15 protein-coding genes and 1 tRNA gene are annotated in these 20,806 nt (G+C 64.4%); 10 read left to right on the top strand and 6 right to left on the bottom strand.

Annotated features, from left to right (window positions below):
- The first annotated feature begins 51 nt into the window (after positions 1-51).
- Positions 52-879, top strand: coding sequence for a SapC family protein (locus tag OZN62_RS00305; RefSeq protein WP_269100605.1), 828 nt, complete (start codon positions 52-54; stop codon positions 877-879).
- Between the two features lie 240 nt (positions 880-1,119).
- Here OZN62_RS00305 and OZN62_RS00300 read toward each other — a convergent pair whose 3' ends face one another.
- Complete coding sequence (locus OZN62_RS00300) at positions 1,120-2,067, bottom strand: N-formylglutamate amidohydrolase (protein WP_269100604.1); 948 nt, start codon at positions 2,065-2,067, stop codon at positions 1,120-1,122.
- Positions 2,068-2,207: 140 nt separating this feature from the next.
- Here OZN62_RS00300 and cpdR point away from each other — a divergent pair, with 140 nt between their 5' ends.
- Both cpdR and OZN62_RS00290 read left to right on the top strand, forming a co-directional pair.
- The gene (gene cpdR / locus OZN62_RS00295) at positions 2,208-2,582 is read left to right on the top strand and encodes a cell cycle two-component system response regulator CpdR (protein WP_269100603.1); all 375 of its coding nucleotides are present in this window, start codon (positions 2,208-2,210) and stop codon (positions 2,580-2,582) included.
- Positions 2,583-2,669: 87 nt separating this feature from the next.
- Positions 2,670-2,744, top strand: a tRNA-Val gene (locus OZN62_RS00290).
- Between the two features lie 40 nt (positions 2,745-2,784).
- On the opposite strand, the gene OZN62_RS00285 is transcribed toward OZN62_RS00290, so the two are convergent.
- Together OZN62_RS00285 and OZN62_RS00280 are read right to left on the bottom strand one after the other, a co-directional pair.
- Complete coding sequence (locus OZN62_RS00285; protein ID WP_269102191.1) at positions 2,785-3,177, bottom strand: MerR family transcriptional regulator; 393 nt, start codon at positions 3,175-3,177, stop codon at positions 2,785-2,787.
- A gap of 43 nt (positions 3,178-3,220) precedes the next feature.
- Entirely contained in the window at positions 3,221-4,942 is a 1,722-nt protein-coding gene (locus OZN62_RS00280; RefSeq protein WP_269100602.1) for a long-chain-fatty-acid--CoA ligase, read from the bottom strand.
- Positions 4,943-5,110: 168 nt separating this feature from the next.
- On the opposite strand from OZN62_RS00280, the gene OZN62_RS00275 reads away from it, so the two are divergent.
- From OZN62_RS00275 to OZN62_RS00250, 6 genes are all read left to right on the top strand, one after another.
- Positions 5,111-6,247 (top strand): thiolase family protein, encoded by a 1,137-nt coding sequence (locus tag OZN62_RS00275; RefSeq protein ID WP_269100601.1) that lies wholly within the window; start codon positions 5,111-5,113, stop codon positions 6,245-6,247.
- A complete protein-coding gene (locus tag OZN62_RS00270) occupies positions 6,247-8,580 on the top strand; it encodes a 3-hydroxyacyl-CoA dehydrogenase/enoyl-CoA hydratase family protein (RefSeq protein WP_269100600.1) in 2,334 nt (777 codons plus the stop codon). The genes OZN62_RS00275 and OZN62_RS00270 overlap by 1 nt, the downstream gene beginning before the upstream one ends.
- Positions 8,581-8,598: 18 nt before the next feature.
- Complete coding sequence (locus tag OZN62_RS00265) at positions 8,599-10,392, top strand: acyl-CoA dehydrogenase C-terminal domain-containing protein (protein WP_269100598.1); 1,794 nt, start codon at positions 8,599-8,601, stop codon at positions 10,390-10,392.
- Complete coding sequence (locus tag OZN62_RS00260; RefSeq protein ID WP_330848751.1) at positions 10,389-11,294, top strand: NAD(P)H-dependent flavin oxidoreductase; 906 nt, start codon at positions 10,389-10,391, stop codon at positions 11,292-11,294. Before OZN62_RS00265 ends, OZN62_RS00260 begins: the two co-directional genes overlap by 4 nt.
- A gap of 105 nt (positions 11,295-11,399) precedes the next feature.
- Complete coding sequence (locus OZN62_RS00255) at positions 11,400-12,629, top strand: NADP-dependent isocitrate dehydrogenase (protein WP_269100596.1); 1,230 nt, start codon at positions 11,400-11,402, stop codon at positions 12,627-12,629.
- Positions 12,630-12,647: 18 nt separating this feature from the next.
- A complete protein-coding gene (locus tag OZN62_RS00250) occupies positions 12,648-14,252 on the top strand; it encodes a bifunctional GNAT family N-acetyltransferase/carbon-nitrogen hydrolase family protein (protein ID WP_269100595.1) in 1,605 nt (534 codons plus the stop codon).
- Here the strand turns inward: OZN62_RS00250 and putP are convergent.
- Positions 14,249-15,706 (bottom strand): sodium/proline symporter PutP, encoded by a 1,458-nt coding sequence (putP, locus tag OZN62_RS00245; protein WP_269100594.1) that lies wholly within the window; start codon positions 15,704-15,706, stop codon positions 14,249-14,251. The genes OZN62_RS00250 and putP overlap by 4 nt on opposite strands.
- Positions 15,707-15,945: 239 nt before the next feature.
- Here putP and OZN62_RS00240 point away from each other — a divergent pair, with 239 nt between their 5' ends.
- A complete protein-coding gene (locus OZN62_RS00240; RefSeq protein WP_442864381.1) occupies positions 15,946-17,685 on the top strand; it encodes a cation:proton antiporter domain-containing protein in 1,740 nt (579 codons plus the stop codon).
- A 4-nt stretch (positions 17,686-17,689) separates the two neighbouring features.
- Here OZN62_RS00240 and OZN62_RS00235 read toward each other — a convergent pair whose 3' ends face one another.
- Together OZN62_RS00235 and alaS are read right to left on the bottom strand one after the other, a co-directional pair.
- Complete coding sequence (locus tag OZN62_RS00235) at positions 17,690-18,139, bottom strand: hypothetical protein (protein ID WP_269100591.1); 450 nt, start codon at positions 18,137-18,139, stop codon at positions 17,690-17,692.
- Positions 18,139-20,790 (bottom strand): alanine--tRNA ligase, encoded by a 2,652-nt coding sequence (alaS, locus tag OZN62_RS00230; protein ID WP_269100589.1) that lies wholly within the window; start codon positions 20,788-20,790, stop codon positions 18,139-18,141. Before alaS ends, OZN62_RS00235 begins: the two co-directional genes overlap by 1 nt.
- Positions 20,791-20,806: the final 16 nt, after the last annotated feature.

Genomic DNA, 20,806 nt, shown 5'->3' with positions numbered 1-20,806 from the left:
CCCGACGGTTCCATTGCCGGATGACGCAATCCAGTTTGATCGGAGAATACGATGGCCAGCGCGCCGAAGCCCAATTTGCCCGTTCTGTATAACGAACTCGTTCCCCTCAACAGCCAGGACCATGCCGACTGGAATGGTCGTACTGTCGACAAGGCTCCGTGGATCGCCAACCAGCACGCCATCCCGCTGACGGTGGAGGAATTCCCCTCGGCCCAGCGCTTCTTCCCGATCGTGTTCTCGTCGGGTGAAAAGGCCGTGCCGCTTGCCCTGATGGGCCTGAACGAAGGCGTGAACGTCTACTTCAACGAAGACGGTTCGCCGCGCGACAGCACTCCGCCGTACATTCCGGCCTACATCCGTCGTTATCCGTTCCTGCTCGCCAAGCTGGACCCGAACTCCGACAACCTGTCGCTGTGCTTCGATCCGACCAGCGACCTGATCGGCAAGTTCGACGAGGGCAACCCGATGTTCGACGCCGACAAGCAGCCGAGCGACCACACCAAGGGCCTGCTGCAGTTCTGCGAGAAGTTCGAGGAAGCCGGTCACCGCACCCAGCTGTTCATGGAAGAGCTGAACAGCCTCGACCTGCTGATGGACGGCGAAATCGTCATCAACCGTTCGGACGCGCCGGACCAGCCCTTCACCTATCGCGGCTTCCGCATGGTGAACCAGGACAAGCTGCGCGAACTGCGTGGCGACCAGCTGCGCAAGTGGAATGAAAACGGCCTGCTGCCGCTGATCTACGCGCACCTGTTCTCGCTCGACCTGATGCGCGTGATCTTCGCCAAGCAGGTGGAAATCGGCAAGGGCCCGCAGGGTGCCGCCAATGGCGCCGCCGTGCCGACCCAGGAAGCCGCGGATTCGGCTCCGAAGGCCTGATTTTCCAGTGCATAGCGAAACGGGCGCCAAGGCGCCCGTTTCCTGCGACAAACGCGCCGGATAGAGGCGCAGGCGACGCTGCATATCTTGAAACGGGGCGGACCGGACCTATCTTTGATGTGTCCGGTCGGCGCTCCCCTCATGGCCCGATTGGATAGGTGCACTTCGGTGCGCCTCCTCCCTGAACCTTGGCCGCCTCGTGCACTTTGCACGAGGCGGTTTTTTCATGCCTGCAACGGGCTATTCGGCTGCCTGGGCGAAGCCCTGGGCGCCCTTGCAGACTTCGTCGGCCAAACGCCTGACCAGCAGCACCAGCTCCTCTGCCACGTGATCGAGCCCGTCGGCGGGCTCGCGCAGCGGGGCGTCGAGATAGGCCGCCCGGCAAATCTCCAGCTGCATGGCGGAAACCGCACGCGCCGGGGCGCCGTGGCGGTCAAGGACATAGCCGCCGGCATAGGGCCGGTTGTGCGCTGCCCGCAGGCCGCGTTCGTCGAAATGATCCAGCGCCGCGCTGACAAGGTGGCTTTCGCAGGACGCGCCGAACCGGTCGCCCAGGACGAAATCGACGGCCGCATCGGCACCCGTCTTCGGCCCCAACGGCGGCATCGAATGCATGTCGATCAGCAAGGCTGCGCCCCACCGGTCGCGCAGGCTGTCGAGCATTTTCGACAAAGCCTGGTGATAGGGTGCGTGGATATGCTCGATCCGCTCGTTCAATTCGATCGCGGGCATGCGTTGGCGCCACAGTTCACCCAGCCCCGGCAATCGGCGAGGCACCAGCCCCAGGCCGCTGCGCGAACGGCGACCGGCGGCCAACCGCGCCCGCATGGTGGTGTTGCGCGGCCCGTTCACCATCTCCCAGTCGACATCCTCCGGTGACCGGTTGAGATCGATCATGGCCCGCGGCGCGTTTGCCATCAGCAGCGCGGCGCCGGTCGCCTCAGCCACCTTGCGTGCCACCAGGTCGACATAGCGGTCTTCCAGTCGCAGCGCGGCTTCCTCCGGGTGGCGCATGCTTTGCAGCAGGCTGTCGGGATAGGTGCGCCCGGCATGCGGCACGGCAATCAGGACGGGGATGGCCAAGGACTTGCGCCTGCGCATGACGAAGGCCGGCTGATCGTCCGCGCCGGGGATCGTCCCGCCGGGCGTCAGCACCGAATCGGGCAGGTCGGGATCGTCTGCTTGCATTGCCCCATTGCTGGCGGCGAACTTTCCCCAAGTCAAAGGCGGGCTGTACCAAAGCAGGACTCCGGCCAATCGGGGGCAGATTTTTAACGTGAATGTGCTTAGGGCCAGACCTCACAAGCAACCAGGGAAGAGACCAAGGCATGATCCGCATCCTGCTCGCCGAAGACGACACCGCCATGCGTACCTATCTGAAGCGGGCACTGGAGCAGGCTGGCTTTTCGGTGATGGCGGTTTCCTGCGGCACCGAAGCGCTCCCCCTGATCGAAACCGAGATCTACGACCTGCTGCTGTCCGACATCGTGATGCCGGAAATGGACGGGATCGAGCTGGCCCAGCGCTGCAACGAGCTGAGCCCGTCGACCAAGGTGATGTTCATCACCGGATTCGCCGCCGTGGCCCTGAAGGCGACGCGCGACGCACCGCATGCCAAGATGCTGTCGAAGCCCTTCCACCTGAAGGACCTGGTGATGGAAGTGGAGCGCATTTTCGAGGACAGCGCGGCGCTTAGCCTCTGAGCCTGTTTTAGCCTCTTGAAACATCTGAACGGCGGCGCTAGATGGCCCGCCTGCCGACCGATAGGTCCGGCTCCTACCGAATGGTGCGGGCGTATAGCTCAGTGGTAGAGCACTATGTTGACATCGTAGGGGTCCCAAGTTCGAACCTTGGTACGCCCACCATTCGTTTCCCCCCAGTAATGCCAAGGCCCGCGGGCGAGGATCAGTCCTTGCCCTCCCGCGCTTTCAGGTGCCGCAGCGACAGTGCCTCGAGGCTCTCGAGCTCCTCGATCGTCTGGTCGATGGCCTCGCGCTGCTGGCGCAGTTCCTCCAGCCGCTGCTGCGTCGCCTCGATCATACGCCTGGCCTGCACCACCTGATCGGGGTCGAGATCGTAAAGATTGAGGAATTCGCCGATCTCGCGGATCGAGAAGCCCAGCCGCTTGCCGCGCAGGATCAGCTGCATCCGCCCCATCTCGCGCCGGGAATAGACGCGCATGGAGCCAACTCGCTTGGGCTGGATCAGCCCCTTGTCTTCGTAGAAGCGCAAGGTGCGCTGGGTCACGCCGAGCGCTTCGGACGCTTCGGCAATGCTCTTCAGGTCGCCCGGCGCCATGCCTTCGAATCCGGGTGTATGGTCTAGCTTTTCACGCGCTGGCTCAGTCATCGGCTGTCTCCCCCTTGGCCGCCTTCGCCGCCTCTGCTTTCGCCCGTTCCTCGGCCACCAGCTCCTTCTTCTCGAGCTTGCCGACCAGGGTCTTGGGCAATTCGTCCCGGAATTCGTAGGCATCGGGCATTTCGATGGGGCTGAGCCGCATCTTCAGGAATGCATCGAGCGTCCCCGCATCCAGTTCCTCGCCCTCGTGCAGGGCAATGAACAGCTTAGGCGCCTCGCCGCGGTAATCGTCGGGAATACCGATCGCGATGGCTTCCTTCACCGCCGGGTGTTCATAGGCGGCATCCTCGATCACGCGCGGATAAACGTTGTAGCCGCTGGCGAGGATCAGGTCCTTGATGCGGTCGACGATGAACAGGTAGCCGTCCTTGTCGAGATAGCCGATGTCGCCGGTACGCAAGGCGCCGTCGATGAAGGTGGCCTCGGTCGCCTCCGGACGGTTCCAGTAACCCTTCATCACCTGCGGACCGCGCGCGCAGACTTCGCCACGCTCGCCTTGCGGCAGCAGTTCCCCGGTCTCCGGATCGCGGATCTCGACGATCGTGTGCGGGAAAGCCGGACCGGCGGAGTTTTCCTTCACCGGCTGACGGCCCAGCAGCGGGTTGCTGGTGATGATCGGTGAAGCCTCGGTCAGCCCGTAGCCTTCCGATACCGGCGAACCGGTGCGCTTCTCGTACTGCAGGCGCACGTCCAGCGGCAGCGGCGCGCCGCCGGAGATGCTGGTGCGCACGGCGCTGAGGTCCGGCACCTTGTCATCCGGCAAGCTGCCGATGGCGTTGTAGATCGTCGGCACGCCGAAAAGCTGCGTCGGCGGCTTGCGCTTGATGGTCTTGAGCACCTCGTCCATTTCGAAGCGCGGCAGCAGCACCAGTTCCGCGGCGATTTCGACGCCGAAGTTCATCACGCAGGTCAGCGCGAAGACGTGAAACAGCGGCAGTACGCCCAGCGTGCGTTCCTGCATGTCACGCTCCTCGCCCACGTGCAGCAGCATCTGCGCGGCATTGGCAGCAAGATTTGCATGGGTGAGCATGGCACCCTTCGGTCGCCCGGTCGTTCCACCCGTGTACTGCAGGACTGCGACATCGTCCGGGTCCTGCTCAACCGCGCGGAGAGAGGGCTGGTGAGCGGCAAGTTCGCGATAGTCGATATAGGCGGCATCGCTGCGCTTCTTCGCCAGCGAGGAACGCTTCAGCGTGCGCAGGCCGACGCTTTTCCAGAACGGCAACACGTCCGCCATCGAGCACAGCACGATGCGCTCCATCTCGCCCTTGCCCCAGGCAGCGGCCACCTTCGCGTGAAGCGCCTCAAGGTCTGGCACGGCGACGAACTTGGCACCCGAATCGGTGATCAGGAACTCGACTTCGCTCTCGGAATAGAGCGGGTTGAGCTGCACCACGATGCCGCCGGCGCGCAGCACCGCGTAATAGAGGATGACCGAATAGGGCGTGTTGGGCAGGCACAGGCCGAACCTGTCGCCCTTCCCCAGCCCCATCGCCTGCAGCCCGGAAGCGACCCGCTCCACCTCGGCGCCGATCTCGCCATAGGTCCATTCGCGGCCGAGGAAGTCGATGGCGACGCGGTTCGGGAAGGTCGTGATCGCGCGGTCGAAAGGCTCGGTCAGCAGGCGAGGACGCAACTTGCCCTCCGCATCGAGGATCCGGCTGGGATCCAGCGGGTGGGACGTTGCGACCGCCGCCTCGCTCATGACACATCCTTTCCTTACGTTGCGCAGAGTCCACCGAAACTGCGTCTTGATTCCACCTCGCTTAACGTATACGTCAAGCAACAGACTTTATCGTAATCATTCAGCGCAAAAGGTCAATCGGCGAACGATTGGCAGGCGCGAATCGAAAAGAAAGGCTCGAGGCAAACCATGAGTGATGTCGTCATTGCAGGATATGTCCGCTCCCCCTTCCACCTCGCTTACAAGGGTGCTCTCGCCAAGGTCCGTCCGGACGACCTGGCAGCCAACACGATTCGCGGCCTGATCGACAAGACCGGCGTCAAGGCCGAGGATGTCGAGGATATCGTCATGGGCTGTGCCTTCCCCGAAGGTGAGCAGGGCTTCAACATCGCTCGCCTCGTCGGCCTGCTGGCCGACCTGCCGCTATCGATCGGCGGCATGACGGTGAACCGCTTCTGCGGCTCCTCGATGAGCTCGATCCACTACGCCGCTGGCCAGATCGCCATGGGCGCTGGCGAGGTGTTCATCTGCGCCGGCATCGAGTCGATGAGCCGCGTGCCGATGACGGGCTTCAACCCGATGCCGAACCCCGAGCTGGCGAAGAAGAGCGCCGCCTATATCGGCATGGGCGACACGGCAGAGAACGTCGCCAAGAAGTACGGGCTGAGCCGCGAAGAGCAGGACGCTTTCGCGGTGAAGAGCCAGGAGAAGGCCGCTGCTGCCATCGAGGCCGGCAAGTACAAGGACGAGATCGTCCCCTACACCCTGCCCGACGGCACCGTGATCGACGCTGACGGCACTCCGCGCCCCGGCACCACCGCCGAGGCGCTTGCTGGCCTGAAGCTGGCCTTCGACGAGAACGGCACGGTCACCGCCGGCACCTCCTCCCCGCTGACCGACGGCGCCACCGCCGTGCTGGTCTGCAGCGCGGACTATGCTGCCAAGAACGGCCTCAAGGTGATGGCCAAGATCAAGAGCATGGCGATTTCCGGCTGCGCCCCTGAAATCATGGGCATCGGCCCGGTCGGCGCCAGCCAGAAGGCGCTGGAGCGCGCCGGCCTGACCATCGACGATATCGACATCGTCGAACTGAACGAAGCCTTCGCCAGCCAGTCGATCGCCACCGTGCGGGACCTCGGCATCGACGAAGCCAAGCTGAACATCGATGGCGGCGCGATTGCCATCGGCCACCCGCTGGGGGCCACCGGTGCGCGCATCGTCGGCAAGGCCGCCCAGCTGCTGCAGCGTGAAGGCAAGAAGTACTCGCTGTCGACGCAGTGCATCGGTGGCGGCCAGGGCATCGCGACGATCCTGGAGGTCGCATAATGGCTGACAAGACCATCAACAAAGTCTGCGTGATCGGCGCCGGCACCATGGGTGCCGGGATTGCCGCACAGGTGGCCAATGCCGGCGTGCCCGTGCTGCTGCTCGACATCGTTCCCAAGGATGGCGACAACCGCAACGCGATTGCCGAGGGCGCCGTCGCCAAGATGCTGAAGACCCAGCCGGCTCCCTTCATGGGCAAACGCCCGGCCAAACTGGTCGAAACCGGCAATATCGAGGATCACCTCGACAAGGTGGCCGAGTGCGACTGGATCGTCGAAGCCATCATCGAACGGCTCGACATCAAGCAGGATCTCTACGCCAAGCTGGAAAAGGTGCGGAAGGCCGGGACGGCGATCTCGTCGAACACCTCGACCATTCCGCTTGCCCAGCTGACCGACGGCCGCAGCGACCAGTTCAAGCAGGACTTCCTGATCACCCACTTCTTCAATCCGCCGCGCTACATGCGGCTGATCGAGATCGTGGCCGGTCCGCAGAGCGATGCGGGCACCGTGGCGATGGTGAAGGACTTCGTCGACCGCAAGCTCGGCAAGAGCGTGGTCGATGCCGAGGACTCCCCCGGCTTCATCGCTAACCGCGTGGGCACCTTCTGGATCCAGCAGGCGGTCAACGCCGCCTTCGAACAGGGTGTCACGGTGGAAGAGGCCGACGAGATCGGTGGGCGTCCGATGGGCGTACCCAAGACCGGCATCTTCGGCCTGATCGACCTGATCGGCATCGACCTGATGCCGCACCTGATGAAGTCGCTCACCAGCACGCTGCCGAAGGACGATCCCTACCAGAAGATCGCCCGCAGCGAGCCGCTGATCGAGCAGATGATCGAAGAAGGCTACACCGGCCGTAAGGGCAAGGGTGGCTTCTACATGCTCGAAAAGGGCGCTGACGGTTCGCGCACCAAGATGGCGAAGGACCTGAAGTCCGGCGAATACCGCAAGGCGGCCCGTCCGGGCTTGGTGCGCGGTTCGGCCGCCAAGGGCGACCTTGGCAAGCTGATCTCACAGAAGGGCAAGGTCGGCGAATACGCCTGGGCCGTGCTCGGCCCGACGCTGTCCTACGCGGCCAGCATCGTGCCCGAAGCGACCGCGACTGTCGTCGGCGTCGATGACGCGATGAAGCTGGGCTACAACTGGAAGTTCGGCCCCTTCGAGATGATCGACAAGATCGGCGTCGCCATGCTGGTCGAGCGGCTGGAAGCAGACGGTCTGCCGGTGCCGGAAATCCTCCGCACCGCGGGTGACCGCAGCTTCTACCGGGTCGAGGACGGCAAGCGCCAGTACCTCGGCACCGACGGCGAATACCATGACGTCGTTCGCCCCGAAGGCGTACTGCTGCTGGAAGACATCAAGCTCTCGTCCGAGCCGCTGATGGCCAATGGCTCTGCCGCGCTGTGGGACATCGGCGATGGCGTCGTCGCGCTGGAATTCACCGGCAAGATGAACGCGCTGGACGAGCAGGTAATGAAGATCATCCAGAAGGCCGTCCCGCTGGTGAAGAAGGAATACAAGGCACTCGTCGTCTACAACGAGGGCTCCAACTTCTCCGCCGGCGCCAATCTCGGCCTCGCCATGTTCGCACTGAACATCGCGGCGTGGAGCGAGGTGGAGAAGCTCGTGAAGGGCGGACAGGACGCCTACAAGGCGCTCAAGTACGCTCCCTTCCCGGTCGTCTCCGCACCGTTCGGCATGGCGCTGGGCGGCGGCTGCGAAATCTGCCTCAACTCCGATGCCATCCAGGCCCATGCCGAGACCTATATCGGCCTCGTCGAGACGGGCGTGGGCATCATCCCGGGCTGGGGCGGCTGCGGCGAAATGCTGAGCCGCTGGATCGAAAATCCGCGCCACCCCAAGGGCCCGATGCCGGCCGTTTCCAAGGCGTTTGAAATCATTTCCACCGCCACGGTTGCCAAGTCGGCTGCCGAGGCCAAGGACTATGGCTTCCTGCGCCGCGACGACGGCATCACCATGAACCGCGACCGCCTGCTGTTTGACGCCAAGCAGCGCGCGCTGGCCATGGTCGATGGCTACGAGGCACCCGAAAAGCCCGAGTACCGCCTGCCCGGCCCGACCGGCGCCGCGGCGCTCAAGCTGGCGGTCGACAGCTTCCGCAAGCAGGGCCTGGCCACGCCGCACGACGAAACCGTCGCCAGCGAGCTTGCCCGCGTGCTGACCGGCGGCGATACCGACGTGACCGAAACCGTGACCGAAGCGCAGCTGCTGAAGCTGGAAGTCGAAGGCTTCATGCGCCTCGTCCGCAACCCGAAGTCGCAGGCCCGTGTCGAGCACATGCTCGAAACCGGCAAGCCGCTTCGTAACTGATCTAGGGAGAGCACCGACATGCAAGTCTATGAAGCCCCCATCCGCGACATGCGCTTCGTTCTCGAAGAGCTGCACACCGACGACGGTTTCGGCGACCTCGAAGGGTTCGAGGATTTCGACGATCCGGACATGCGTTCGGCCATCCTCGAGGAAGCCAACAAGCTGTGCCGCGACGTGCTGCTGCCGCTCAACTGGCCTGGTGACCAGGAAGGCTGCCACATCGAAAACGGCGTGGTCCGCACGCCCAAGGGGTTCCAGGAAGCCTACAAGGCCTTCTGCGAAGGCGGCTGGGCCGGCCTTGGCGTCGATCCCAAGTGGGGTGGCCAGGGCGCCCCGCACTCGCTGGGCAAGATGGTGGAAGAGATGACCTGCTCCACCAACCTCAGCTTCGGTCTCTACCCAGGCCTCACCAACGGCGCGATGGTCGCGCTGGAGGCCTACGGCAGCGAGGACCTGAAGAACTTCTACATGCCGAAGATGGCCAACGGCGAATGGTCGGGCACCATGTGCCTGACCGAGCCGCATTGCGGCACCGACCTCGGCATGCTGCGCACCAAGGCGGAACCGCAGGACGACGGCAGCTACCTCGTCACCGGCAACAAGATCTTCATCTCCGCCGGCGACCACGACCTGACCGACAACATCGTCCACCTGGTGCTGGCGCGCCTGCCCGATGCCCCTCCGGGCGTGAAGGGCATCTCGCTGTTCCTGGTGCCGAAGTACCTGCCGAACGAGGACGGGTCGCTGGGCAACCACAATGGTGCCGGCCCCACCGCCATCGAGCACAAGATGGGCCTGAAGGCTTCGGCCACTTGCCAGATGTCCTTCGAGAATTCGAAGGGCTGGCTGGTCGGCAAGCCACACCGCGGCCTGGAAGCCATGTTCGCCATGATGAACACCGAACGCGTCGCGGTCGGCATCCAGGGCCTTGGCGTCGGCGAAATCGCCTACCAGTCGGCTGTCTGGTACGCCAAGGATCGCCTGCAGGGCCGCTCGCTGTCAGGCGTGAAGAACCCGGACGGCCCCGCCGACCCGATCATTGTCCACCCCGACGTGCGCCGCATGCTGATGACCATGCGGGCCTACAATGAAGGCTCCCGCGCGGTTTCCGCCTGGGTCAGCCGCGCGCTGGACGCCGAACATGCCGCGAAGGAACCCGAGGCCCGCGAACGCGCCAAGGACTTCGTCGCCCTGATGACGCCGGTGGTGAAGGCCCTCTTCACCGATCTCGGCCACGAAAGCGCCCACCTGGCGGTGCAGGTCTACGGCGGTCACGGCTACATCCAGGAAAGCGGCGTCGAGCAGTTCGCCCGCGATGCCCGCATTGCCCAGATCTACGAAGGCACCAACGGCATCCAGGCGCTGGACCTCGTCGGTCGCAAGCTGCCCGACCGCATGGGCCGCAACCTGCGTAGCTTCTTCCACCCGGTCTCGCAGTTCATCGAGGACAATGGTGCGGACGCCAACATCGGCAAGATGGTCGGCTCGCTGCAGCAGGCCTTCGGTGCACTGCAGCTGTCGACCGGCCATATTGCCCGGAAAGGCCTGAAGGATCCGGAAGAGGCTGCCGCCGCGGCCACCGACTACCTCAAGCTGCTCGGCTTCGTCGCCATGGGCTACTGCTTCGCCAAGGCGGCCAAGGTCGCCCACGCCGCGCTGGAAGCCGGGACGGAAGAGAAGGCCTTCTACGAAGCCAAGATCGTCACCGCCCGCTTCTTCTTCGATCGGCTGCTGCCGCCAGTCATGGCGCAGATGATGGCGATCACCAGCGGCAAGGCGAGCATGATGGACATGCCGGAGGATGCGTTTTGACGGTCGAGGAGTTCAAGTCGCGACTGCGCGTCCCCGCCATCGTCGCGCCGATGTTCCTCGTCTCGGGGCCGGACCTCGTGGTGGAAGCCTGCAAGGCCGGCCTCTGCGGCACCTTCCCCGCACTCAACCAGCGCACCTCGGAAGGGTTCGAGGAATGGTTGATGGAGATCAAGGATCGGCTCGGGCCGGACGACGCGCCCTTCGGCGTCAACCTGATCGTCCACCCGTCGAACCCGCGCGTGATGGCGGACCTGCAATTGTGCGTGAAGCACGAGGTGCCGCTGATCATCACCTCGCTGGGTGCGGTGCCGGACCTGGTCAAGGCAGTGCACGGCTATGGTGGTCTCGTCTTCCATGACGTGATCAAGCGCCGCCATGCGGAAAAGGCGGCCGAGGCCGGTGTCGACGGCATCATTGCCGTCGCTGCCGGTGCCGGTGGCCACGCCGGAACCTTCAGCCCCTTCGCCCTCACCCGCGAAATCCGCGAGTTCTGGGACGGGGCGCTGATCCTGTCCGGTTCCATGAGCCACGGCAGCCACATCGCCGCGGCGGAGCTGATGGGGGCCGACATCGGCTATTTCGGCACGCATTTTATCGCGGCCGAGGAAAGCATGGCACCCGGCGAGCAGAAGCAGATGATGATCGAGGCTTCGGCCAAGGACATTACCTACACCGACAAGGTGACGGGCGTCGGCGCCAACTTCCTCACCCCCAGCCTCGAGGCAGCCACCCTGCCCGACCATGCCGGGGAAATGTCGCTCAACGAAGAGGCGAAGGCGTGGAAGACCATCTGGTCTGCCGGTCATGGAACGGGCTCCGTCCACGACGTTCGCCCGACGCGCGAGCTGTGCGATCAGCTGGTCAGCGAATACGAGGCCGCGAAGGCCAGATTCTGCGGCTGATAGGGCTTTGGGCGGGGCGCATGCGCCCCGCCCTTGCGCGCCCGTCTCTCCCTGCTAAGACGCGCGCAAACCTTTCAAGCAATTCCAGACAAGCAGGGAAGCCCCATGGCGAAAATTCAGGTCAAGAACCCGGTCGTCGAAATCGACGGCGACGAAATGACGAAGATCATCTGGCAGTGGATCCGCGAGCGGCTGATCCTGCCTTACCTCGACATCGACCTGAAGTATTACGACCTGTCGGTGGAAAAGCGCGACGAGACCGACGACCAGATCACCGTCGATGCCGCCAATGCCATCAAGAAGTACGGCGTGGGCGTGAAGTGCGCCACCATCACCCCGGACGAGGCCCGCGTCGAGGAATTCAACCTCAAGCAGATGTGGCGTTCGCCCAACGGCACGATCCGCAACATCCTTGGCGGCACCATCTTCCGCGAACCGATCGTGATCGACAACGTGCCGCGTCTCGTGCCCGGCTGGACCGACCCCATCGTCGTTGGCCGTCACGCCTTCGGTGACCAGTACCGCGCCACCGACACCCTGATCCCCGGCGCCGGCAAGCTGCGGATGGTGTTCGAGGGTGAAGACGGCGAGACCATCGACCTGGAAGTCCACCAGTTCGACCAGCCCGGCGTCGCCATGACCATGTACAACCACGACGAGTCCATCCGCGACTTCGCGCGGGCCAGCTTCAACTACGGCCTCGACCGTGGCTGGCCGGTGTACCTGTCGACCAAGAACACCATCCTGAAGAAGTATGATGGCCGCTTCAAAGACCTGTTCCAGGAAGTGTTCGACACCGAGGGTTTCAAGGAGAAGTTCGAAGCCGCGAACCTCACCTACGAACACCGCCTGATCGACGACATGGTCGCCGCCGCGCTGAAGTGGAACGGCAAGTTCGTCTGGGCCTGCAAGAACTACGACGGCGACGTGCAGTCGGACGTCGTGGCGCAGGGCTTCGGTTCGCTCGGCCTGATGACCAGTGTGCTGATGACGCCGGACGGCAAGACCGTGGAAGCCGAAGCTGCCCACGGCACCGTCACCCGTCACTATCGCCAGCACCAGCAGGGCAAGGCGACCTCGACCAACCCCATCGCCAGCATCTTCGCCTGGACGCGTGGCCTGATCTATCGCGGTCGTTTCGACAACACGCCGGACGTCGTGGCCTTCGCCGAGACGCTGGAGCGTGTCTGCATCAGCTGCGTCGAAAGCGGCAAGATGACCAAGGACCTCGCCCTCCTGATCGGTCCGGACCAGAGCTGGATGACGACCGAGCAGTTCTTCGAAGCCATCGTCGAAGGCCTGGAAAAGGAAATGGCGGCGCAGGGCCTGGGCTGAGGCCCGGGGGCTTACGGCATGACCAAGGCCCGCCTCGAAGTCCGGCAGGCAGAGACCGGCGATATTCGCAAGATCGCCGCGCTCGCCCGCCGGGTTTACGAGGACTTTGCCCCCTACACGCAAAGCGAGATCCGCGGGCAGCTGAACAACTACCCGGAAGGCTGCTTCGTCGCTTTTCTCGATGACCGGCTGATCGGCTATTGCGCTTCCATGCGCATCGGTGGCGACAAGGCGCTGCGCCCGCATAGCTGGGACGAGATTACCGGCAACGGCTACGGCAGCCGCCACGATCCCAACGGCGACTGGCTCTACGGCTATGAAATGTGCGTCGACCCCAAGGTGCGCGGCACGCGCATCGGGCGCCGCCTCTATGAAGAGCGCCGCAAGCTGGCCGAGCGCGAGGAGCTGAAAGGCATCGTCTTCGGCGGTCGGATGCCGAACCTCAAGAAGAGCTGGCGGCGGGTGGAAGGCCCGCAGGACTATCTCGACCAGGTCATCGCCGGGAAGATTCACGACCCCGTCCTGCGCTTCCAGCTGGCCAACGGGTTCGAGCCGCTGGGCGTGCTCGAGAACTACCTGCCCGAAGACAAGCGCAGCCGGGGCAATGCCGTGCACATGGTCTGGCGCAACCCCTTCGTCGACCAGGAAGCCGGGCCGAAGGGGCGTGTCCCTCGCGATGTCGAAAGCGTGCGCGTTGCCTCCTGCCAGCTACAGGCGCGGGCGGTGCAGGATTTCGACGAGTTCATTCGCCACGTGCAATATTTCGTCGACGTTGCAGCGGATTACGAGTCGGACTTCATCCTGTTTCCAGAACTCTTCACGCTGATGCTGCTGAGCGCGGAGGACACCGAGCTCTCCCCGCTGGAGTCGATCGAGCGCCTGTCCGAATACACGCCGCGTATCCGCAAGGCGCTGTCGGAAATGGCGCTGAAGTTCAACATCAACATCATCGGCGGCTCGCACCCCACGCGCATGGACGATGGCGACATCCATAACGTCGCCATGGTGTGCCTGCGCGACGGCTCGGTACACGAGCAGGAGAAGATCCACCCGACCCCGAACGAGGCCTACTGGTGGAACATTCGCGGCGGTGACAGCGTCGACGTTATCCAGACCGACTGCGGCCCGGTGGGCGTGCTGATCTGCTACGACAGCGAATTCCCCGAACTGGCCCGCCGTCTGGTGGACGAAGGCGCGCGGATCATCTTCGTGCCCTTCTGCACCGACAGCCGCCAGGGCTACATGCGCGTGCGCTACTGCGCACAGGCCCGCGCGATCGAGAACCAGTGCTACGTCGTGATGAGCGGCAATGTCGGCAACCTGCCCAATGTCGCCAACATGGACATCCAGTATGCGCAAAGCTGTATCCTGACGCCCTGCGACTTCCCCTTCGCCCGCGATGGTATCGCCGCTGAAGCGTCGGAGAATGTCGAGACACTGACCATCAGCGACGTCAACCTGTCCGACCTCGCATGGGCCCGCGCCGAAGGGACGGTGCGCAATCTGGCGGACCGCCGTTTCGACCTCTACCGCATCGAGTGGGAGCAGAAGGGCTCAGGCGGCGAACCCGGTGACCTGACCGGTCCGCCGCCGATGCACCAGCACGGTCCGGGTGGCGGTTAGGCCGCCGCTGCGTCCGCATCCTTGGCGGTCGCGAGGCTCACCAGCCAGATCGCCAGCCAGGCCGCAATGAAGCCCGGGATGATCTCGTAGACACCGGTCGTATCGTTCAAACCAGTCGCGATCCACGTCATCACCACCGCCGCGCCAACGACGAGGCCAGCCACCGCACCCGCGCCGGTCATACGCTTCCACGTCAGCGAGAGGATGATCAGCGGGCCGAAAGCAGCGCCGAACCCGGCCCAGGCGTTGGAGACGAGACTAAGCACGCCGCTTTCCGGATCACTGGCGATAACGATGGCGGCAATCGCCACCAGCGCCACGCAGACGCGACCGACGTTGACCATCTCCGTCTCGCTAGCCTGCTTGCGCAGGAACAGGCGGTAGAAGTCCTCGGTCAACGAGCTGGAAGAGACCAGCAGCTGCGAGCTGATCGTGCTCATGATCGCCGCCAGCAGCGCCGCCAGCAGGAAGCCGGTGACGAAGGGGTGGAACAGGGTGTTGGCAAGGAGGATGAAGATCGTCTCCGAATTCTCCAGCGTCAGCCCGTTCAGCTCCACGTGGGCGCGGCCGGCAAGGCCCACGCCCAGGGCGCCGATCAGCGCCACGAACATCCATGCCAGGCCGATGTTGCGGGCCGTTGGAATACCGCCTTCCTTTACCGCCATGAAACGCACGATGATGTGGGGCTGGCCGAAATAGCCGAGGCCCCACGCCACGGCAGAGAGGAAGCCGATGGCGGACAGGCCGCCGAACCAGCTGAGGAAGTTGGGATCGACCGCGTCCAGCGCATTGCCGACATTGGCCGCACCATCGCCGAAGATCACCACCAGCGGCATCACAACCAGCGCGACGACCATGATGCAACCCTGCACGAAGTCAGTCAGGCTCACCGCCAGGAAGCCGCCCACCATGGTATAGGCGAGCACCACCAGCGCAGTGAGCAAGACGCCCGCCATATAGGGGCTGAGGCCCATGACCTCGCTGTCGATGAAGGTACTTTCGAACAGCAGGCCGCCGCCCACCAGTCCCGCAGCCGAATAGACCGCGAAAAAGATCACCACGATGATGGCGGAAACAACGCGCAGGGTCGTCGCCTTGTCAGGGAAACGGTTGGCAAGGAATTGCGGGATGGTCAGCGCATTGCCGTACTGCACGGTCTGGTGTCGCAGCCGCGGCGCGACGACGAACCAGTTCACCACGGCGCCGACGAACAGGCCGATGCCGATCCATGCCTCTACCAGGCCAGACAGATATAGTGCGCCCGGCAGACCGAGCAGCAGCCAGCCCGACATGTCCGAAGCGCCGGCGGAAAGCGCTGCAACGGCGGGATGCAGGTTGCGGCCACCCAGCAGGTAGCCTTCGCTGTCATCGGTCGAACGCTTCCAGGCGAACAGGCCGATGCCGAGCATCAAGATGAAATAGAGGGCGAGTGCGATCAGGGTCGGTGTCTGCATGGGCGCTATGCATAAGGAACTGCGGTCACAAGTCACCAGTTCCGGCGGAATTCGCAGGGGAATTGCGCGATATCTGCCGACTCCGCAGGAATATTGCTGAATTCGCCGTCAGCCGATCAGGTGTTTCTGCCAATTTGTGGCACAACAATCGTTGGCCCCGGCGAATTGCCCGTTGCTACGGCCAGCGCCCCTCGCCTAAACCAATTGCCATGCACGGTGCTGAAGCCATCTCCCCGATCATGTCCGACGCGCTCGTCATCCTGGGTGCGGCCGGTATCGTCATCCCGCTGTTCGCGCGTTTCCGCGTAACGCCAATCATCGGTTTCATCCTCGTTGGCCTGCTTGTTGGCCCGTTCGGCCTCGGCCGGATGGTCGTCGACCATGAATGGTTGAACTACGTCACCATCAGCGAGCCGGAAGCATTGGAGCCTTTCGCCGAGTTCGGCATCGTGCTGCTGCTGTTCGCCATCGGGCTGGAGCTGAGCTTCAATCGCCTGTGGCAGCTGCGCAAACTGGTGTTCGGCCTTGGCGCGCTGGAATTGCTGGTGATCGGCGCGCTGATGGCGGCCTTCCTCTCCATGATGGGCCAGTACTGGACGGGCGCGCTGGCGCTTGGCCTTGCCCTCACCTTTTCCTCCACCGCGCTGGTGCTGCCGATATCGGGCACCAATACGCCGGTAGGCCGCGCAGCGCTGTCGATGCTGCTGTTCGAGGACATCATGATCGTGCCGGTCATCTTCCTGCTCGGCGCGCTGGCACCCTTCGCGCAGGAAGACGGGCTGACCGGCCTGTTCGACACGCTGTGGCAGGGCCTGCTGGTGGTTGTGGTGATGATGATTGCCGGACGCTTGCTGCTGCCGCGCCTGTTCGCCCAGGCGGCCCGCACCAAGAGCCCGGAACTGTTCCTCGCCGCCAGCCTGCTGGTGGTGATCGGCGCCAGCCTTGCCACCGCCTTCGTCGGCCTGTCCCCCATCGTCGGCGCGCTGATCGCGGGCCTGCTGATCGCCGAAACCGAATATCACACCGAAGTCGAAGGCATCATGGAGCCGTTCAAGGGCCTGGCGCTGGGGATCTTCCTGATCACCGTTGGCATGGGCATCGACCTGCTGATGATCTGGGACAACCTCTGGATGATCCTGGGCGCGGTGCTGGGCGTGCTGACGCTGAAGGCGATCGTTACCGGCGTGCTGCTGCGCCTGATGGGCGCGCGCCGCAGCACCGCCACCGAGACCGGTATCCTGATGGCCAGCCCGTCGGAAACCACGCTGATCGTGATCGGGGCTGCCACCAGTGCCCTGCTGATCCAGCCCGGCACGGCGCAGTTCTGGCAGATCGTCACCGCCATCGGCCTCACGATCACGCCGCTGCTGGCGCTGCTGGGCAGGATTGTCGCCCGGCGGATCGAGCCGGCGCCCTCGCTGGACGAGCTTGAAGGTGGCGATAATGCCGCACCGCGCGTGATCGTCATCGGCTTCGGCCGCGTCGGCAAGCTGGTGGCGCAGATGCTGGAAAAGCACGACAAGCCCTACATCGCGATCGATGCCGATGCCGACATGATCGACGATGCCCGGCGCGAGGGCTATTACGCCGTGTTCGGCAACGCCATGCGCGCCGACGTGCTCGATCACCTGGGCCTGGATCGCGCACCTGCCGTGATCCTGACCATGGACGAGCACATCCTCGCCCAGCGGCTGGTGCGCAAGATCCGTGCTTCGCACCCGGACCTGCCGATCATCGCCCGCGCCCGCGACAGCTTCCACGCGGCCGAGCTCTATCGTGCCGGAGCCAGCACGGCCGTGCCCGAAACGCTGGAAAGCTCGCTCCAGCTATCCGAGGCCGCGCTGGTCGACATCGGCGTGCCGATGGGTCCGGTGATCGCCTCGATCCACGAAAAGCGCGACGAATTCCGCGAGCACATTCGCGAGGAAGGCGCGCTGGAGCACAAGCCGAAACTGCGCACCAGCACGGTCGAAGGTTAGGCAGCTATTCGAACCGGTCGAGATACGGCGCCAACAGGCGCGATGCTGCGTCTTGGCCGGGGTAAGTAACGTCAAACCAAGTATCTACGGCGATTGCTGCAACGAAGATGACGGCAACAAGCGCTAGAAAGGCCCAAGGGACAGGGCGGCCCCTCGCTTCTTCCTCCAACCGCAGCTTCACCGACTTCGGCACAAGCCACCAAGCGAAAGCGAGCAGGAGCGGGATCAGAACCAACTCCGCGCCAACGAGGAGGAGTGGGTTGATCCCTGGGATCCACTCTATCGGCGCAACGCCCACCAGCGCAGCAACTATGCCGAGGAGCTTGGGGAAGAGGCCCACCTTGCGGTCGCGCAGCGCCAGCCAGCTGACATTCAACGCCTTGCGAAACCCGCGCCAGGCGGTCTGCGCCAAGCGCCGCATCAGGACCAGGGCCCGCAGCCGCTTTTGCGGCATCAGGCAGCCATGACCTCGCGCACTGCAGCCAATGCCTGATCTGCCTTGTCGCCATCCGGGCCGCCGCCCTGCGCCATGTCAGGACGGCCACCACCGCCCTTGCCGCCCAGCGCTTCGACACCGGCCCGCACGAGGTCGACCGCGCTAAAGCGATCGGTCAGGTCGTCGGTCACGGCAACCGCAAAGGCGGCCTTCCCATCATTGACGGCACAGATCGCCGCCACACCGGAACCGAGGCGCGACTTGGCCTCGTCGAGCAGGCCGCGCAGTTCCTTGGGGTTCATGCCTTCGAGCACCTGCCCCGCGAACTTAACCCCGGCGATTTCCTCGTCCGCCTGGGGCGCGGCACCGCCGCCGCCACCGAGGGCCAGCTGCTTCTTTGCTTCGGCCAGTTCGCGTTCAAGCGCCTTGCGCTCGTCGACCAGAGCGGCGACGCGGGCCTCGACTTCGTCCGGCGCGGTCTTCAGCGTCGCCGCGACCGACTTCAGCGCTTCTTCACGGCCGACCACCCACTGGCGGGCGGCCTCACCGGTCAGGGCCTCGATACGGCGGACACCGGAAGACACCGCGCTCTCGGTGATGATGCGGAACAGGCCGATATCGCCGGTCGCCTTTACATGGGTACCGCCGCACAGCTCGACCGAGAAGTTGCGACCGCCAGTGCCGGCGCGGCCCATCGACAGCACGCGGACTTCCTCACCGTATTTCTCGCCGAACAGCGCCAGCGCGCCGGCCTCGACGGCGTCGTCGGGGCTCATCAGCTGCGTACGCACCTGCTCGTTGGCGCGAATTTCCGCATTCACCTCCGCCTCGATGGCAGCGATCTCCTCCGCAGTCAGCGGCTTGGGATGCGAGAAGTCGAAGCGCAGCCGGTCTTCCGCAACCAGCGAACCCTTCTGTGTCACATGCTCGCCCAGCGTGTTGCGCAGGGCAGCATGGACGAGGTGCGTAGCCGAGTGATTGGCGCGGATCTTGTCGCGGCGCTCTGCATCGATCGCCAGGTGCACGGTATCGCCCACAGCGATAGTGCCCGAAGCGATCTTGCCATGATGCGCATGCAGGCGGCCCAGCGGCTTCGACGTATCGTGAACCGCGATTTCCAGGCGATGGTCGCCCGAAATCGTGCCGGCATCGCCGGTCTGACCACCACTTTCGCCATAGAACGGCGTCTGGTTGGTCAGCACGGTGACTTCCTGCCCGCTATCGGCCCGGTCGACTTCCTTGCCATCGACGACCAGCGCGACCACCCGGCCCTCGCCTTCCGTCGAGCTGTAGCCGGTGAACTCGGTCGCGCCTTCGCGTTCGGCGATGTCAAACCACAGCTCGCCATCGGCAGAAGCGCCGGAGCCCTTCCACGCAGCGCGGGCGGCAGCCTTCTGCTGCGCCATGGCGGCATCGAAGCCGTCCTTGTCCACGCTAATCCCGCGCGAACGCAGCGCGTCCTCGGTCAGGTCGTAAGGGAAGCCGTAGGTGTCGTAGAGCTTGAAGGCGGTTTCGCCGGGCAGGCTGTCGCCTTCGCCCAGCGACGCAGCCTGCTCGTCGAGCAGGCGCAGGCCCTTTTCCAGCGTCTGGCGGAAACGGGTTTCTTCGCGCTCGAGCACCTCGGTGATCAACGCCTGTGCCCGGCCAAGATCGGGATAGGCCTGCCCCATCTCGCTCACCAGCGTCGGCACAAGGCGGTGCATCAGCGGCTTGTCGGCTCCCAGCAGGTGCGCATGGCGCATGGCGCGGCGCATGATCCGGCGCAGCACGTATCCACGCCCTTCGTTCGACGGCAGCACGCCATCGGCGATCAGGAAGCTGGTCGAGCGCAGGTGGTCCGCGATCACGCGGTGGCTGGCCAGCGCATCGCCCTCAGCCTTGGCCCCGGCCAGGTCCTCGCTCGCACCGATAATCGTGCGGAAAGTATCGGTCTCGAAGACGTTGTGCACGCCCTGCATGACAGTGGAGATGCGCTCCAGCCCCATGCCGGTATCGATGCTGGGCCGCGGCAGGTCGCCGACGATCTCGTCCGCTTCCTGCACGTGCTGCATGAAGACGAGGTTCCAGATTTCGACGAAGCGGTCGCCGTCTTCCTCGGGCGAACCCGGAGGGCCACCGGCGATTTCGGGGCCGTGATCCCAGAAGATCTCCGAACACGGACCGCACGGGCCGTCCGAGCCCATGGCCCAGAAATTGTCCTTCGTGGCGATGCGGATGATGCGCTCTTCTGGCAGGCCGGCGATCTTGCGCCACAGGTCGAAGGCCTCATCGTCGGTGTGATAGACGGTGACGGTCAGGCGATCCTTGGCGAGGCCGAGTTCCTTGGTGACCATCGTCCAGGCGTGCTCGATCGCGCGCTCCTTGAAATAGTCGCCGAAACTGAAGTTGCCGAGCATCTCGAAGAAGGTGAGATGGCGCGCGGTGTAGCCGACATTGTCGAGGTCGTTGTGCTTGCCGCCGGCGCGTACGCATTTCTGGCTGCTGGCCGCGCGCGGTGCGGGCGGCGTCTCCACGCCGGTGAACACGTTCTTGAACGGCACCATGCCCGCGTTGACGAACATCAGCGAGGGATCGTTGTACGGTACAAGCGGCGCGGAAGGCACAACCTGGTGGTCGTTCGCTGCGAAGAAGTCGAGAAATGCAGCGCGAATATCGTTGGTCGAAGTCATGGCAGGCGAATTAGGG

This window comes from Aurantiacibacter sp. MUD11, from assembly GCF_026967575.1.
In the GTDB taxonomy this organism is placed as follows: domain Bacteria; phylum Pseudomonadota; class Alphaproteobacteria; order Sphingomonadales; family Sphingomonadaceae; genus Alteraurantiacibacter.
This window is presented reverse-complemented; position numbering and strand designations above follow the sequence as displayed.